Raw genomic sequence first — 17,612 nt, 5'->3', positions numbered from 1 at the left:
AGAACCCATGAAAAACATACATATACTGCCCACTTTAGCGGGTTTCTTACTAATTCCACACATTAGTTCTGCTACATCAGACAGGCCCAATATATTATTTGTCATTTCGGATGACCAGTCCTACCCGCACGCATCGGCTTACGGATCACCCATAGCTAAAACACCGGCATTTGATTTTGTAGCCCGTAACGGCTGGTTATTCAACAACGCTTTTGTCACTTCTCCGGGGAGTAGCCCTTCCCGAGCTTCCATCTTAACCGGACTTTATCCCTGGCAAATAGCAGAAGCCGGTACTCACGCCTCATCCTTTCCAGCTAAGTACAAATGTTTCCCTGATATTCTAGCCGAAGCAGGTTATCACATCGGCTACACAGGTAAAGGATGGGGACCCGGCGACTGGAAAACATCAGGGCGGAAACACAACCCGGCAGGCCCGGAATATAATAAAAGACACATTCAGCCTCCCTTTAAAGGAGTATCCAATACCGATTATTATCAAAACTTTAAAGAATTCCTCCACGCCAGAAAGGAAAAACAACCTTTTTATTTCTGGGTTGGCTCGCGTGAACCGCATCGTCCTTATGAAAAGGATAGCTGGAAAAAAGTAAAAAGAGAACTCGCCGATGCAAAAGTCCCTTCTTTTCTTCCCGACAAGGAGGCTATAAAAGGAGATTTATTAGACTATGGAACAGAAATAGAATGGTACGACAGCCAATTATCTCGTATCCTCGACACATTGAAAGAAGAGGGCGAACTAGAGAATACGCTGATTATTGTCATGGCAGACAATGGTATGCCTTTCCCCGCAGCCAAAGCAACTTGTTTTGAATACGGTATTCATATTCCGATGGCCATATGTTGGACAGGCAAGATTAAAGAAGGAGGTATCAGCGATGAATTTGTAAGCGGTGTTGATCTGGCTCCAACAATCCTTGATGCAGTTGGCATACATAATAAAGGAGAAATGATAGGAATCAGCCTGCTCCCCTATCTTCAAAAACAGAAAAAGGACACAGGAAGAACGATGGTTTTTGCCGGAAGAGAACGGCACGCATCTGCACGGTACAATAATTGGGGATATCCGAGCCGTGCATTAAGAACAAAAGATTTTCTTTATATCAAAAACTTTCGTCCGGAGAGATGGCCTGCCGGTGACCCTTGCGCTATCAACAATAAGGGAGAACTCGAAGCAATGCACAGTGCTTATCATGACATAGACGCATGTCCGTCATGGGATTTCATTGTCAGCAACAGAGATGACAGAGAAATATATCCTTATTTCCTGAAAGCGGCAGGGAAACGACCTTATGAAGAATTATACGATATATCTTCCGATCCCGGTTGTCTTCATAATCTAGTTGGCAATGGTAAATGCACAGAAAAGCTTACTAATCTCCGCAAAGAAATGGACAAATTACTTAAAAAGACCAAAGACACACGCTACTTGGATAATCCTGCTCAAGATGATATCTGGGAAACTTATCCACGTTTGAGCGGAGCAATCCGTACATTTCCAGCACCTTTGTTTTGATTAGAGTGCTGAAAAGACACAGCATTACAAGGATGCACCCAAACAACATTCAGCTTACCAACTGATATTATTTTTTCAGGCACGGATTACACAGATCTTACGGAAAAAGAATAAACTTATTCGTTTTTAATCCGCATAATTCCGTGTAATCCGTGCCTGAAAAATTAGAAGGAATACAACTAAGAAAGCATACAATATACTATATTCCCTCTTCTTCCTGCATGAAGATCTTTACCTGATTCCAGCTATTCTCCGTATCATTCGAAACTTTCTCACCGGGTGTAGAGCGTCCTTCTTCCAGATATTTCTTCATAGTCCGTTTCATCTCTTTCACCTCATTCTCATAACGTTTGTCACCGATGATGTTTTCTTTTTCCGAAGGATCTTTCACGATATCAAACAATTGCATCGGGGGGAATTTAGCCACATCAACAGGTTTAACGGGATATGTCCAACCACCGGAGCCTCCGTAAAATACCAATTTCAGTTGGGGAGTGCGTAAAGACAAATACCCCTCTCCTGCTTCATGTACCAGGTCTTTACGGGCGGAAGTGCCTTTCTTACTCAATATCGGCCACATACTATAACTGTCAACGGCTTCTTCCGTCTCCAAATTGTGATTAAGCATTTGGGCAAAAGTAGCATAAAAGTCAATCAATGAAACCAAAGAATTGTTTGTCTCTTTCCCGTATTTTCCTTTCCAGGAGACAATGAGCGGGATTCTGTGACCGCCTTCATAAATATCGCTCTTATAACCTTTGTAGATATAACTGGGGAAATGTCCCTGTTTTTCCATATCTTTTACGCCTATATAAGCAGCACAGCCATTGTCCGAAGCAAATACGATGATGGTGTTATCCAGTTGTTTATTCTTCTTCAATGTTTCTACAATTTGGCGCACCATGTCGTCTATCATGACTACAAAATCACCATAGGGGCCGATGCTGGTTTTACCCTGAAATTCTTTCGAAGGCAATATAGGTGTGTGAGGAGCAGTAATAGGTAAATATAAAAAGAACGGTTTCTTACTGCCTTTCTGCTCATTGATATAGTTCAGGCTGTGACGGATGATGTTGGGAAAACATTCTTCCGGTTTGAAGTCGGCTCCTGCCATTCCTCCGTGCATCAGTAAAGCCAGGTTCTTTTTCTGAGGTTCTATCACATGATCGGGGATAGAGGTTGCTTTATTGTTTTCCACATAAACATAGGGAGAAATATCCAGTGATGCAGGGATGCCGAAGTAGTAATCAAATCCTCTGTCGGTAGGTCCGTTCTTGATTGGAAGCGAGAAATCAATATCTTTCATGCTTCTGCCATTGTCCGTATATCCCCAGTCCCAGCCTAAATGCCATTTGCCGATACAAGCAGTGTTGTATCCGTTGGCTGAAAACATTTGTGCGATTGTGCGACGTTCAGGGTCGATCATAGCAGGCGAATCACCATCAAGACCGCCTCGTTTCAGTTTGGTACGCCACGGATATCTTCCGGTCAGGAGAGAATATCTGGAAGGAGTGGATAAAGCGGAGGAAGCATGGGCATCCGTAAAGGCAATTCCGTGCTCGGCCAGCTTGTCGATGTTAGGAGTATGAATTTTAGAATCGGGATTAAAGGCGGAGATGTCTCCGTAGCCTAAGTCGTCAGCCAATATAAACACGACATTGGGTGTTTGCGCTTTTGCAACAGTTACTGCAAGAAGTGCAGAAGAGATTGTGATTAGTTTATTCATATATTTAATGTATTAAAACCGTAGTTAATAGGTGATATCGCCTATGCCTTCATGTTTTCCAAGCGGCATGCCCGTATTATCCTACTGCCATCTCTTTCGTTCCACTCCAGTGAACGGTTCCTTTCACTCCAGTGAACAGGCCTGTGCACTCTAGTGAACAGATCGTGCCACTCCAGTGGAACGATATAGATGCTTTATCAATAACAAGGCAAGAACGAATGGAAAACAGGAGGATATCAGGTTGTTTGAACGGAAAATGCTCTTCATCTGTTTTCAATGTAAGCGTTTACAGTCCCCATCATACGTGCAATTTCGATGAGAAGTGCATGAGAAATGCACGATAGAACTATGAGAAGTGTATGAGAAATCATTGAAAAATGCATGAGAGAAAGCCCTTTTTCCGTTAAAATATCTATAAAAAGTATGAGAGATGCCTGTTAAAAAGACATCTCTCATACTATATACATTTGATTACAAGCCAATTATCGAGATTTTATGAGAAATGAGAAATAAAAAAATAAAATCTCTTTCAGAGAGCAAATAACGATAGCATTGTGGAATGCTATGCATTAGCTGCTTTCTTCTGCTTGTTCTTAGGGGTGCGTGGCTGGTCTTTATCAGCTCCGGTGTCATTTTGCTGCTTCATCCATTTTTGCAGTTCCATCGTCAGTTCGGCTTTCTTCTTACTATATTTTTTCACATCCGCCAGATTATTCATCTCGAACGGATCTTTCTTGATATCATATAGTTCGAATTCGGGACGATTCTTGTAACGGTTCAATATTTTATGTGCCCGATCCGAATCTTGTGCTTTCCAGGAGAGATACCATTCTGCCTTTTCAATATGTTTTTCCACGTATGTTTCTTCCGGAGTCAGGTTCCAGATCAAACGATAGTGTCCGTCTGAAATGGAGCGAATCGGATAGGTCGGACCTTCGGGAACATTGTTGTGAACATGATAAGCATACTTATGATGTGTCTTTGTTTTTCCCTGGAATACGCCCAGCAGACTCTTTCCGTCTATCACGTCAGGAATTTCTCCGCCTGCAACGTCAATGAACGTAGGAAGAAGATCTTCATATTGCACGATGGCAGAAGTTTCCACACCCGGTTTAATGACACCCGGCCAGGAAGCAACCATCGCCGACTTGACACCTGCACTCCAATTTGTCCATTTAGCTCCGGCAAATTGCGTACCTTGTTCGGAGATGAAAATAACGAGCGTGTTCTGCAACAAATTCTTATCTTTCAGAATCTGCATGGCGTCGCCCACCTGCTGGTCGAGCAGACCGACTTCTGCCAAATATCTGGCATAGTATTCACGCGTTACTTCCGTATCGACAAATTGAGGCGGCAACTGAAGTTTCTTCCGGTCGAAGACGGAAGCATCACCACCAGTCCAGGGAGCATGCGAGTTGATAGAAGCCAATACCAGGCAGAAAGGTTGGGAAGAATCGCGTTCCATAAACTTCTCAATACCTTTGGTATGATAATCTGTATTTGTGCTTGTACATCCTTTGGGGAATCCCGGTACATCTTCGAACGGGAAGTTAGCCAAAGGTTTGATATGCCATTTTCCGGCCAATCCAACCCGGTAGCCCAGATTTCCCAGGTAAGTGGGGAGAGATTTTACATCGGCATTGACCGAACTATGGTTTGCATAACCACCATGATGCATCGGATACATCCCCGTATAAACACAATGACGGGTAGGCGTACTCATCGAAACGGAGTTATACGCATTGTTGAATTTTATCCCCTGCTCCGCCAGTGCGTCTATATGAGGAGTCTTGTTGTTTACAGCCCCGAAACAACCTATATCATAATAGGAGCAGTCGTCGGCTATGATTAATAGAATATTAGGCTTCGAAGGAGTTTGGGCAAACCCGTTTCCTATCGCCAATCCGCCTAGGAGGCACATACTAATCATTGATTTTTCCATCTTGTATTATTTTCAATTTATTGGGTCAACATCATTAACGTACTACTTTCCATTCTTTGGGAGCTTTGAATCCGTCACGGCCTTTACCGTAGGGTACTTCCGGCAGACAAGGAGTAATGGTGTCGTATTTCACAGCAACCTGATACAATGCTTTCACAATATTCTCGTTTCCTATACTGGCATTTTTCTTTTCATAAGGATCTGTTTTATACTCAACCAGGAAATCCTGTTTCAAATCAAGTCCCGGTTTCATGCCTTTTCTTATCAGTTTATAGTCTTTATTGACTACGGCTCCGTGTCCCAGATAAAAATCGCGGTCGATGCAGCTCTTCTTACCATTCAATACAGGGAGTATGCTGATACCGTCATATTCACGTTTCGGACGACTGTGATCTCCTACCAGTTCTTTCAATGTAGGAACAAGGTCAACAAAACCTGTCACTTGTGAGCTCAAGTTCTTATATTGTTTCTCCGCTTTCTTCCAACAGAGAACAGCCGGTGCGTGTACGCCTCCGTCCCACTCGTCGAATTTATGTCCGCGCAATGGTCCCGATGAGGATCCCGGAACACCGGCAGAACCGTTATCGCTAAAGAAGATAAAGAAAGTGTTGTCCATTATTCCTTTCTTCTTCAAGGCATCTACAATAGCTCCGATTCCTCTGTCCATACAGGAAACCATTGCACTGTAAGTCACTTTTTTCTGTTCTTTCGGCGTCAGGCTGTCGAAGTTATCACAATAAAGTTTAATATCTTTTTCCTGTGCTTGCAGCGGAGTGTGAGGTGCATTATAAGCTACATACAGCATAAACGGACCTTCTTTCTCGTAAGCATCGATACAGCGGATGGCTTCTTTGGTAATCAGTTCGGTAGAATATCCCTTGTCATGGCAAGTTTCCCAATCATTGTGCCAGTCTAATTCACCCTCACGCGTGAGGTCGAAATAATCTATTGCACCGTTCAGGTGCCCGTAGAAATGTGAAAAGCCCCTATTCATCGGATAATGCACTTTCTTCGTATGTCCCAGATGCCATTTACCGATAATGGCTCTGTTCTTATATCCGTTGCGTGCCAGCATATCGGCCATCGTTTCTTCATTCTCGTCCAGACCGTCTTCACGCCAAGGCGGAATAACAGCCGAACGGACACCAAAACGGTTCGGGTAACGTCCCGTCATCAGTCCTGCACGGGTAGGTGTACTGATAGGAGAAGTATAAAAACGTTCGAGCTCCACTCCTTCTCCAACCAGAGCATCCAGACAGGGAGTTTTGATTTCACTTCCATGAAATCCTACATCTCCCCAACCCAAATCGTCGGCCAATACAATCACAATATTAGGACGCTCTGTCTGTGCATGAAGAAATGCCGGAAGCAGAGTACATCCACAAAGCAAACCAAAAAATTCTTTTTTCATGATATACGATTTATAAATAACATTCTGTGTTTTATTCGTTTGATGTGTGACGGCTTATTTTTTCTTTCCCGGCATGTGTTCGAAGGCACGCATCTCGGTAGCTTGCCCTTCGTCTCCACAATCCTTCATCCAACGTTTCAATTCTTTATCCAGCCGGCTGATGGTAGCGGTTTGTGTCGCATCTTCCGCCAGGTTTTTCATGCAATACGGGTCATTCTTCACATCATACAGTTCGATAGCAGGACGATGCTGGTATTTAGTAGTCATTGCTTTTGCATGAGCATCTGTCTCCGCCAGGCTCTCCCACTCTTTAAACAAAGGAGAATTGGTTTCAACATTCTTGAAAGTAGCTTCCGGAGTGAGATTGACAATATATCTGTATCGGCCATCGTATACCGAACGGATTCCGTAATAAGGCGATCCGGCATTGATACCTCTCGTGGTCTGAAGGGAGAAAGAATATTTTTTGTGCTCTTTCTTTTTACCTGTCAACACCGGTTTGAAGCTTTCTCCATCCACTTTCGCCTGTGGCTTTCCTCCTGCTATGTCGACAAAAGTAGGAACAATATCGACGTATTCCACCAATGCATCACTCACACTTCCCGGCTTAATCACTCCCGGCCAGCGAACGATACAGGCAGAATGTACTCCTGCATCATAACAAGTCCATTTGGCAAAAGGCAGGCTGTTGCCTTGCTCGCTCAAATATACGACAACAGATTTATCTGTCATTTTTTCTTTATCCAGGATAGAAAGGACGTTGCCAAACTCCTGATCCATGAAATTGATTTCTGCCAGATAATGAGTCAACAATTCGCGTGTCTGGGGAATGTCCACATACATAGGGGGCAAGGTTAGCTTATCTGCATTAAATTGCGAAGCGTCTCCCTTATTCCAGGGGGTATGAGGCTGATTGGAAGCGACAAACAGACAGAAGGGTTCTCCGTTTGCTTTGCAGTCGGAGATAAATTTCTGAATTGCTTCAAAGTTCAATTCCCCTCCTTTCAAAGGAGGTACATAAAGGTCGAAAGGAAATACTGATTTCGGAGCGATATGCGATTTTCCAATCAATGCAACTTTATAGCCCAGTGGTTGCAGATGATGCACGACACTCAATGTTCCTTTATCGGCACAAGTATGATTGGGGTAAGCGCCGCTACGTACAGGCCACAGACCGGTATATAAATTATGGCGGGTAGGTGACGACATCGGAACAGCCTGATAGGCTTGCGTGAAACGTACTCCCTGTGTAGCGAAACGGTCGATATTCGGAGTTTTCGAATCAACGCTTCCATAACAGCCCAGGTCATAATGAGAACAGTCGTCGGCTATGAACAACAGAAAATTCGGTTTTTCCGTTTGCTGCGCAAAAGACAGGCTGGTAGCACCCAATGCAACGGATGCACTCAATAGTAATTTATTCATTTCATGTTCCTCCCTTATTTATTTCTTCGGATGTTTAGGCAATACAAAGTTAGCATTCGCCCATTTCTCCCATTCGGTAACCAGTTTCGTCAGTACTTCGGGGTGTTGTTCTGCCAGATTGTTACGTTCGGTGCGGTCTTTAACCACATCATACAGTTCCCATTCTTTTCCTTTTTCGTCGCGGATCGCTTTCCAGTTGCCCCAACGGATTGCTCTGTTGTTTTGATGTTCCCAGTACATATATTCGTGTAAAGAGTCTGTTTTCTTATGAATAGCGGGGAGAAGGCTGCTGCCTACCAATGGATGTATTTTGTTTCCACCGTGATAAGTTTCCGGGTAAGCAGCTCCTGTTGCTTCCAGAATAGTCGGCATAATGTCCGGCAGATAACCGGGAACACGGCACCATTCCCCTTTTTTATTATTCAGATTGTTTTTCCACGACACGATAAGAGGGGTAGAAATGCCTCCTTCATAAGAACGGCATTTGTATTTGCGGAACGGAGTATTGGAAACCTGCGCCCATGCTCTTCCGTAAGAAGGCATCCCACTGTGAGACGGATCGTTGATCTCCGACACCTTGCCGCCTCCCAATTCTGCATAAGGTTCGGCACAAGCACCATTGTCGGACAGGAACATGACAAGCGTATTGTCCAGTTTATGATTCTTCTTCAGGTAATCCAGCAATTTTCCTACATTATAATCTACACAATGCACCTGTGCTGCATAAACTGCCATCCGGTAGGCTACTTCATCTTTTTCTTTCTCCGTCAGTTCGTCCCAATTCCGGTTTTCCCATTCGGCGAATTCTGTGTTCGAGTCGATAATTCCCAACTTAGCCATTCGTTTCCGTCTTGCTTCGCGAATCTCATTCCATCCTTTCTCACGATAGATTTTGGTGAATTTCTGAATGTCTTCCTCTTTTGCCTGCAAGGGCCAGTGAGGAGCGTTAAATGCCAGGTAAAGGAAGAAAGGTTTGTCGTCTTTTTGTTCGTCAACGAAGCGGATTGCATAATCGGTAAATGCGTCCGTTGTATAATAAGGTGCTTCCGGTTCCGGAAGTTTGGTGTTATCCAGCGTCAACCCGCGTCCTCCTGATGGACGAAGGTAGCTGCAAGCTCCTGCCAGAATGCCGTAGAAACGTTCAAATCCCCGTTGCAAGGGCCATTTTTCTTCTCCATGCATTCCCAGATGCCATTTACCTGCCATATAAGTATGGTAGCCTCCTTCTTTCAATACCTCGGCTATTGTGACACAGTTCCGGTTGAGGAATCCTTTATATCCCGGCACTCCCCAGTCGTTCGGGCTCTTTTGATTCTCTTGTTTAAACGGATCTTCGGACATTTGCCCGATACCTGCCTGATGCTGATACAGTCCTGTCATTAAACTGGCCCGGGCGGGGCAAGAACGTGAAGTGTTGTAGAATTGAGTGAAGCGTACTCCTTTGGATGCCAACGCATCAATATTAGGGGTCAGTATTTCTCCACCGTAGCAACCGATATCGGAATAACCCATATCATCTACCATAATCAGTACGACGTTCGGCTTTTCCTGTGCCGAACAAAACGATGCCATCAGTAAGGGGGCAGTCATTAAGAAATTCTTCTTTACCATAGTATTATCAATTATCTGGAAAACAAAAGTAGAGAAGTTTATGCAAAAGGAAGGAAAAATGCTAATCAATAAAGAACAAAATCAGGTATATGTGATACCCGAAAAGAAAATTCCCTATTTAAAAGACAATAGTTCCCTTCCATTTTCGATACTTAAATCAATGTTACCGCAAATGTTCTTCCAGAATGAACAGCTTTTTTCTTTTATTGAACAAAATGTTTCCTCTTTTGTACTTCGAATGCCCTATCTTTGTATAAAACTAATACACTAAAAATTGCGCACCAAACGCAGAATAAAAAATAGTAGAATGAAAAAGACACATCTGATTCTGGTCGGTTTATTGTTATCCTTTACATTAAATGCGACCAATGATATTCCTCGCCCGGAATATCCGAGACCCCAGTTTGAAAGACCCGAATGGATCAATCTCAATGGTGAATGGACATACGAGTTCGACTTCTCCAATTCGGGGAAAAGCCGGCGGTTGACAACGGCCAAGCAATTCAGTAATACGATTACCGTCCCTTTCTGTCCTGAAAGCAAGCTGTCAGGAGTGAATTATACCGATTTTATCAATCAGATGTGGTACCAGCGTTCCATATCCATGCCTTCCGACTGGGAGGGAAAGAAAATCATACTACACTTTGGAGCGGTCGACTATTACACAGAAGTTTTCATCGACGGACATTATGTAGGTAGTCATTATGGAGGAAGTTCTTCTTTCTCAATGGATGTAACTACTGCCGTAAAAGCGGGGCAGAAACACAATCTGGTTGTTTATGTTACAGACGATGCCCGTTCCGGACTTCAAACTATCGGTAAACAATCCACCCGAATATCTCCTTATGGCTGTTTCTACTCCCGTGTCACAGGGATCTGGCAAACAGTATGGATGGAAGCTGTTTCTCATTATGGTTTGAAATCAGCCGTAACCATCCCGGATATTGATGAAGGGCAGCTAATCATCACACCTGAATTTTATCAGGCCTCCAATGACAGAACACTTCAAATCACCTTGTACGACAACCAGAAAAAGGTGGTTCAAAAAACAGTAAAATGTAATAATGGGATTCCTGTTATTCTTCCCATCAAGAACATGAAACTCTGGAGTCCCGAAGATCCGCACCTTTATGATATTGTCTATAGTGTCAAAAATTCGACCGGAGAAACCGTAGATGAGATAAAATCTTACGTAGGCATGCGCAAGGTGCATACGTCAGACGGAATGGTCTACTTAAACAATGAGCCTTACTTTCAACGCCTCGTCTTAAATCAGGGATATTATCCGGATGGACTCTGGACAGCTCCAAGTGACGAAGCTCTAAAAAATGATATCCTACTAAGTAAAGCAGCCGGATTCAACGGAGCACGCCTTCATCAAAAGGTATTTGAAGAAAGGTTCCACTACTGGGCTGACAAATTGGGATTTATAACCTGGGGAGAATCTCCCAACTGGGGCATGAATATCAAGAACGAAGTAGCATCACGCAACTTCCTTAGCGAATGGACAGAAGTTATCACACGAGATCGCAATCACCCGTCAATCATAACCTGGGTTCCTTTCAATCAGCCACTTGAAGATGCATTAACCCTCCTGTCGGGTACTATGATGCGTCTGTGCATCGGCACCTATCAACTGACCAAAGCCATAGACCCTTCACGTCCTGTGAACGGTATTGCGGGGGACGTACATTTCATGAGTGACATCTGGAGCATCCGGAACTACGAATCTGACGCCATACGTTTTGCACAACACTTAAAGCCTAACAACAGAATGGCGTTCTACAACAATCAGCCTTTTTTCATCGGAGAATTCGGAGGTATACTTTGGACAGAATCGACCAAACGGGATAGCTCATGGGGGTATGGAGGAATGCTTACCAACGAAGAGGGATTCTACGAACGGCTGGAAGGGTTGATCCAGACGATAGCTTCCTCACCGGACGTTACAGGATTTTGCTACACGCAATTGACCGACATTGATTTAGAGAAAAATGGAATTTATTATTATGACCGACGTCCCAAACTAGATATGCAACGTATCAAAGCTATCTTCGAAAAGATTCCAAGTAGACCGAAAGAAATAAAATAATGAACTACCATGAAGAACAAACTATTCGTACTGATATTCATTATATGTAATCTCCTGACCGCGTATGTGTCAGGAGAAGTACCTCCCGCCAAGGTTGTATTCCAACAATACATGAACCAGGCACAAACATTCGCCAACAACTTTCCACGGGAGAAAGCGTATTTACATTTTGATAATACGAGCTATTATGTCGGTGACACAATTTGGTTCAAAGCTTATGTCACCCTTGCCGAAAAACAGACTTTCAGTCTAATCAGCCGCCCTCTGTATGTGGAGTTAGTAGACCAGACAGGGCATATAGCAGATAAACAAATTATCAAGCTGACACAGGGAGAAGGGAACGGACAATTCATTCTTCCTCATTCAATGCTATCCGGTTACTATGAGGTACGCGCTTATACGCGCTGGATGCTTGCTTTTAATGAACCACAATATTTTTCGCGCACTTTTCCTATTTATCAGCTTTCCAATAGTGATAAACTGGAACGTAGTATCACGACTTACGAATTAAGTTCGTCGATGGAGAACCGCCCGTCTGAAACGGAGGAGAAGTTAAATGTGCGTTTTTTCCCCGAAGGAGGACAATTAGTGGAGGGGGTGACTTCGCAGGTCGCTTTCAAGGCGGAGAGTAAGAATGGAGGGAATATTGAATTATCGGGGACGATCTATACCAAAGAAGGAACAGAGATCACCTCTTTCGAGACTTTGCACGATGGAATGGGACATTTTGAATATACCCCTTCCGCTCAACCTGCGATTGCTAAAGTCAGTTTTCAAGGAAAGAAATATGAATTCACACTTCCACAGGCATTGCCTAACGGGTATGTTTTGAGTACTGTCAGTAATGCCGGTGCTCTTTTGGTGAGAGTATCCTGCAATGCCGCCACTCCTCAAGACACATTGGCTGTATTTATCAGTCATCAAGGGCGTCCATCTATCTACCAGCTGATTAGTTGCCGGGCGGATGCTCCGCAGGAGTTTATTCTGCCCACCCGTAAACTACCGGCAGGTGTACTGCAGGTCAGCCTCATCAACCGGGCAGGTAATACATTGTGCGAACGTTTTGTCTTTGCCAATCCGCGTGCTCCCCTGCAAATATCAACGGAAGGACTGAAAGAGGTGTACGCCCCCTACGCTCCCATTCGTTGCGAATTGCAAGTAAAGAATGCTAAGGGAGAACCTGTATCCGGAGAATTGTCGGTCAGTATTCGAGACGGTGTCCGGTCGGATTATCTGGAGTATGACAACAATATTTTCACGGATCTGCTGTTAACCTCCGATTTGAAAGGATATATCCATCAACCCGGTTATTACTTCGCATCCCCGTCTCCGCGAAAGCAAACCGAACTGGATGTTTTATTGATGGTGCACGGATGGCGTAAATACGACATGAGCCAGGCCATCTCTACCGCTCCTTTCACTCCGCTTCAATTGCCGGAAGCGCAATTGGTACTGAACGGGCAAGTGAAATCAACCATTCTCAAGAATAAGTTGAAAGATATTGCACTTAGCGTGATAGTGAAGAAGGACGATCAATTCATAACCGGAGGAACCGTGACCGATGAAAACGGCCGTTTCACCATTCCGGTGGAAGATTTTGAAGGAACAACAGAAGCGGTGATCCAAACCCGGAAAGTCGGTAAAGAACGTAATAAGGATGCTTCTATCCTGATCGACCGTAATTTCTCCCCCGCTCCGCGGGCTTACGGCTATAAGGAGCTTCATCCAGAATGGAAAGACCTGGCCTACTGGCAACAGAAAGCCGAGAGTTTTGATTCTCTATACATGGATTCTATCCGGAAGGTAGAAGGACTTTATGTATTGGATGAGGTGGAAATAAAAAGTAAACGCCGGCAAGGAAGCAACATGGCTACCAAGATCAGCGAGAAGAGTATTGATGCTTATTACGATGTACGCCGTTCGGTGGATGTATTACGCGATAATGGAAAGATTGTCACCACCATTCCCGAATTAATGGAAAAGTTGAGTCCGCAATTTTATTGGGATCGCACCAATGACAAGCATACGTATCGTCAGAAACCAATCTGCTATATTATGGATAATCACATTTTGTCTGAAACAGAAACTCAAATGATGCTGACCGAGGTGGACGGATTGGCTTCTATCATCATTAGCAAAGGCACCGGAGGTATCGATGACGACATTATCCAAAATACAAAGATGTCCGAGGTGACCGATAGTACGGGAGTCGACATAAGCAAACTGGACAGATATAGTGTTTTCTACCTGATTCCCCTGCCCAGACGCGATGTGTTGAATAAGAGCCAAAGTGCTGTATTAGGTACCCGGCAAACTGTTATTCAGGGATATACCCGTCCATTGGAATATTATTCTCCTGCCTACCCTACCAAGGAGCTGTACATGGATAAAGTAGATAAAAGACGGACGTTATACTGGAATCCATCCGTACAAGCTGATGAAAATGGGAAAGCGGTGATTGAATGTTATAATAACCAATATTCCACTCCGTTGATTATTCAAGCGGAAACGCTGGGTAAAGATGGACAGATAGGAAGTATGAGGTATTCTACCATTGGGAAAATAGAGCAATAGTCCATCTGTTTCTTACTGAATTAGTTATTTAATTCCCCTATAAAATGAATGGGGATGAAGTTATTCCCGATTCGGAATCCTTCATCCCCATTATTCATTTAATGATTATAAATGCTTGTACTCAAACAATAGCTATTAGTTCTTTTTCTGTTTTTTCTGTCCCGGGTAAGGTTCTACCATGCAGCGTTTCGCCCATGCTTCGTATGCCTTAGCCATTTCCGCTACTTTTTCAGGATACTGGGCAGCCAAGTTATGCTTCTCGCTGCGATCCTTATTCAGGTTATATAATTCCCATTGTTCACGATCTTTCGGACGAACCAGTTTCCAGCCATCGTTAGAAAGGAAAGCGCGTTCGTTGAAGTGTTCGAAACCAAGATAATCATGTCCTTCACGATGTCCGTTTTTGAAGATAGGAAGCAGGCTCTTTCCTTCCATCGGGATGATATCATTTCCTTTGTATTTAGTAGGATAAGTAGCTCCCGCCATATCGATACAGGTTGCCATAATATCCATCACATGTCCGATTTCAGGAGTCATTCCTCCCACATTCTTTTTGATTCCTTTCGGCCAGTGCGCAATCATCGGAGTACAGATACCTCCTTCATAGGCTTTCGCTTTCCAGAAACGGAACGGAGTATTGGCTACATTTGACCAGCGAGCTCCCAATGAAGCATAAGTCGTCTCCGGGCCAGGCAATACCTTTTTATTACGTGGGTATATAATCTTCTCTCCCTTACGAGTCATATCCGGACGGTCATTTTCTCCTCCACTCATATTCTGACATTCTTCATTACTGCAACCATTGTCAGACAGGAAAAGGATCAATGTATTGTCCAACTGGCCGGTCTTTTCAAGCGCATCGATAACCTGACCGATTCCCTGGTCCATACGATCAATCATAGCAGCATGAACAGCCATAGCACGGGCATCCCATTCGGCATTCGGATTATCTTCCCATTTGTCGTTAAACTGACGCTCGGACAGGAAATCATCCATTCCCGGGAAAATACCTAACTGCTTCTGACGTTCGTAACGGGCATTACGGATGGCTTCCCAACCTACTTTATAGGTATCCTTATATTTTTCAATATCTTCCGGAAGTGCGTGAAGTGGCCAGTGAGGTGAGGTGTAGGCAAGATACATGAAGAATGGTTTGTCATCTTTCGCATACTCTTTCACTTCTTTTACAGCACGGTCTGAAAGAGCCTGTGTGATATAATACCCTTCCGGTACTTCTTTCACAGGCACTTCACCCTCTACTAGACTGAACGGGTCGAAATAGTCCACCACTCCATAAATTGTTCCGTAATGAGAGTCAAAGCCACGGTTTACGGGATAATGACATAAATCAGAGAATGTCTCATGAACGACGTGATGGGCCAGCCATTCACGCTGATCGTCACGCAACGGTGTTTCGGCAATGTGCCATTTTCCAACCATACTGGTGGTATATCCCGATTCTTTCAATACTTCGGCAATAGTAACGGCATTACGTGAAAGTGTACCGCGATATCCCGGCAAATGCCCGTCAAAGGTCATACGGCCGATACCTGCCTGGTGTTGATAAAGACCTGTCAATAAAGAGGCACGTGTAGGACAACTACGACTGGCATTATAGAAATGGTTGAAACGTACTCCCTCTTTTGCCAGTCTGTCCAGATTAGGGGTGTGGATTTCACTACCATAGCATCCCAAATCGGAATAACCAAGGTCGTCTGCCAGAATCACCAGGATATTAGGCTTCTTATCAGATTTCTTGCCCTTTGCTTCTGCCGCAGAATGACCGGCAACCATCAGGGCTGTTGGTAATAGAAATAATTTTGAATTCATAAGTTTAATGTCTATTTTTAATTTGTTTTTCATTGTATCACTCTTTTCCTTTGTCTTTGTTCGCATCGAACCACTTACAAACTTTTTCACCCAACTTAGCGACTACTTCCGGGTGTGACTTCGCTATATCATTCTTTTCGAATTTGTCTTTCTCTATATCGTATAGCTGCGCATCGCTTCCATCGCTATTTATCAGCAGTTTCCAGTTGCCACTGCGGATAGCTAGATGAGGACTTCTGTCATGTGGGTTTCCCGGTTTTTTAAAGAATTCATTTCTGCCAAAATCCCACATCAAATCCGTTTTACGTTTAGCTTTCGACTTACCTAAAAGAACTTTATCATAATTTTGTCCGTCTCCCTGATAACCTTTCTCTGTTCCAATTCCGGCTATCGCACATAAAGACGGATATAAATCGACTGCACACAGCACGCTTTCGTTATTCACTTGTCCTGCCTTTATCTTCTTGGGATATTTAATCAGGAACGGCATACGGATACCACCCTCGTAAAGACTGTTCTTTGTTCCTCTCATATATGCAGCACGAGCGGATTGGAAGCTGGGAGCCGGGCCGTTGTCACTGGTGAAAATAACGATTGTATTTTCTGATAATCCCAGCTCTTCCAGTGCTTTGATAAAACGTCCGATCTGTTTGTCCATTTCAGCAAGAACAGGAATGAAGGCTTCTTCCGTATTCCAGCTTTTGTTTTCTTTTTGCTTAAATTCCGGTACCCAAGGGGTATGCATATCATCCGGCCACAGATTCAGGAAGAAGGGTTGGTCTTTATGACGTTTGACAAAGTCAATGCTCTTATTTACGAAATATTCGGTACGTCTCCAGCGTTTCACGCTGTCTTTAGCCGACCAGATCCAGTTGGTAGCAGTGATTGCCGGGTCCGGGTCCGGGCTTTCATACGTTGATATATATTCGTCGAAACCATAATTTTTAATAGAAGGGGCATTGCGCACATCGCGTCCGCCTCCCATGTGCCATTTTCCAATATGTCCGGTAGCATAACCTGCACTCTGAAAAGCACGTGCCATGGAAGGAGCCTTATCGTTTAGAAAGTTTCGTTGCTCACATTTCTTATTAGCTGCTTTCCCATTCAAAAAGGTGTTGATTCCTTGTGTTATAGGAAATGTTCCTGTTGTCAGTCCGCAACGGGAAGGTGAGCTGACCGGTGCCGAAGAATAATATTGGTTGAATAATAATCCGTCCTGCGCTATTTTGTCGATATTCGGAGTGGGGACAAACTTACCTCCATAACAACCAATATCTCCGATTCCCATATCATCTATATAGATGATGACAACATTGGGTTTTGTTTCTGCCTGCATACTGGCCACAGGTAGCAAAGCTCCGAGCCAAGGCAAATGTTTCTTGATGTTCATAATTATTCTGATTTAATTAACTGTATTTTTTGTCGGTTTTTGTGTGACTGACCTACAGAGCAAAAGTAGAGAAGTTTTTT

10 protein-coding genes are annotated in these 17,612 nt (G+C 43.8%); 3 read left to right on the top strand and 7 right to left on the bottom strand.

Features of this window, described 5'->3' with window-relative positions; all coding sequences use genetic code 11:
* Positions 1-7: 7 nt before the first annotated feature.
* A complete protein-coding gene (locus H8796_RS07900) occupies positions 8-1,531 on the top strand; it encodes a sulfatase (RefSeq protein ID WP_117932528.1) in 1,524 nt (507 codons plus the stop codon).
* A 199-nt stretch (positions 1,532-1,730) separates the two neighbouring features.
* On the opposite strand, the gene H8796_RS07895 is transcribed toward H8796_RS07900, so the two are convergent.
* The 5 genes from H8796_RS07895 to H8796_RS07875 form a co-directional block, all read right to left on the bottom strand.
* Positions 1,731-3,257, bottom strand: a complete 1,527-nt coding sequence (locus H8796_RS07895) for an arylsulfatase (protein ID WP_117932310.1) — start codon at positions 3,255-3,257, stop codon at positions 1,731-1,733.
* A 562-nt stretch (positions 3,258-3,819) separates the two neighbouring features.
* Positions 3,820-5,199, bottom strand: coding sequence for a sulfatase (locus H8796_RS07890; protein ID WP_117932312.1), 1,380 nt, complete (start codon positions 5,197-5,199; stop codon positions 3,820-3,822).
* A gap of 34 nt (positions 5,200-5,233) precedes the next feature.
* Complete coding sequence (locus H8796_RS07885; RefSeq protein WP_117932314.1) at positions 5,234-6,610, bottom strand: arylsulfatase; 1,377 nt, start codon at positions 6,608-6,610, stop codon at positions 5,234-5,236.
* Between the two features lie 54 nt (positions 6,611-6,664).
* Positions 6,665-8,035: a sulfatase gene (locus H8796_RS07880; RefSeq protein ID WP_008998092.1), complete on the bottom strand. Its 1,371-nt coding sequence runs from the start codon at positions 8,033-8,035 to the stop codon at positions 6,665-6,667.
* Positions 8,036-8,053: 18 nt separating this feature from the next.
* Complete coding sequence (locus tag H8796_RS07875) at positions 8,054-9,646, bottom strand: arylsulfatase (protein WP_176553125.1); 1,593 nt, start codon at positions 9,644-9,646, stop codon at positions 8,054-8,056.
* A gap of 307 nt (positions 9,647-9,953) precedes the next feature.
* On the opposite strand from H8796_RS07875, the gene H8796_RS07870 reads away from it, so the two are divergent.
* Positions 9,954-11,738 carry a glycoside hydrolase family 2 protein gene (locus H8796_RS07870; protein WP_117932318.1) on the top strand — a complete coding sequence of 595 codons (1,785 nt, stop codon included), beginning with the start codon at positions 9,954-9,956 and terminating at the stop codon, positions 11,736-11,738.
* Between the two features lie 9 nt (positions 11,739-11,747).
* Positions 11,748-14,312: a hypothetical protein gene (locus H8796_RS07865; RefSeq protein WP_117932320.1), complete on the top strand. Its 2,565-nt coding sequence runs from the start codon at positions 11,748-11,750 to the stop codon at positions 14,310-14,312.
* A 135-nt stretch (positions 14,313-14,447) separates the two neighbouring features.
* Here the strand turns inward: H8796_RS07865 and H8796_RS07860 are convergent, their stop codons facing one another.
* Both H8796_RS07860 and H8796_RS07855 read right to left on the bottom strand, forming a co-directional pair.
* On the bottom strand, positions 14,448-16,142 hold the full coding sequence (locus tag H8796_RS07860; RefSeq protein WP_099146451.1) for a sulfatase-like hydrolase/transferase: 1,695 nt from the start codon (positions 16,140-16,142) through the stop codon (positions 14,448-14,450).
* A 37-nt stretch (positions 16,143-16,179) separates the two neighbouring features.
* Positions 16,180-17,532 (bottom strand): sulfatase, encoded by a 1,353-nt coding sequence (locus H8796_RS07855; protein WP_117932322.1) that lies wholly within the window; start codon positions 17,530-17,532, stop codon positions 16,180-16,182.
* Positions 17,533-17,612 lie beyond the last annotated feature (80 nt).

It is taken from the genome of Bacteroides sp. M10, from assembly GCF_014334015.1.
GTDB lineage: Bacteria > Bacteroidota > Bacteroidia > Bacteroidales > Bacteroidaceae > Bacteroides > Bacteroides intestinigallinarum.
This window is presented reverse-complemented; position numbering and strand designations above follow the sequence as displayed.

What these genes read in the sequence shown, in the direction of transcription:
- H8796_RS07900 (WP_117932528.1), top strand. Translation starts at nt 8, where the DNA reads ATGAAAAACATACATATACTGCCCACTTTAGCGGGTTTCTTACTAATT.
- H8796_RS07895 (WP_117932310.1), bottom strand. Translation starts at nt 3,257, where the DNA reads ATGAATAAACTAATCACAATCTCTTCTGCACTTCTTGCAGTAACTGTT.
- H8796_RS07890 (WP_117932312.1), bottom strand. Translation starts at nt 5,199, where the DNA reads ATGGAAAAATCAATGATTAGTATGTGCCTCCTAGGCGGATTGGCGATA.
- H8796_RS07885 (WP_117932314.1), bottom strand. Translation starts at nt 6,610, where the DNA reads ATGAAAAAAGAATTTTTTGGTTTGCTTTGTGGATGTACTCTGCTTCCG.
- H8796_RS07880 (WP_008998092.1), bottom strand. Translation starts at nt 8,035, where the DNA reads ATGAATAAATTACTATTGAGTGCATCCGTTGCATTGGGTGCTACCAGC.
- H8796_RS07875 (WP_176553125.1), bottom strand. Translation starts at nt 9,646, where the DNA reads ATGGTAAAGAAGAATTTCTTAATGACTGCCCCCTTACTGATGGCATCG.
- H8796_RS07870 (WP_117932318.1), top strand. Translation starts at nt 9,954, where the DNA reads ATGAAAAAGACACATCTGATTCTGGTCGGTTTATTGTTATCCTTTACA.
- H8796_RS07865 (WP_117932320.1), top strand. Translation starts at nt 11,748, where the DNA reads ATGAAGAACAAACTATTCGTACTGATATTCATTATATGTAATCTCCTG.
- H8796_RS07860 (WP_099146451.1), bottom strand. Translation starts at nt 16,142, where the DNA reads ATGAATTCAAAATTATTTCTATTACCAACAGCCCTGATGGTTGCCGGT.
- H8796_RS07855 (WP_117932322.1), bottom strand. Translation starts at nt 17,532, where the DNA reads ATGAACATCAAGAAACATTTGCCTTGGCTCGGAGCTTTGCTACCTGTG.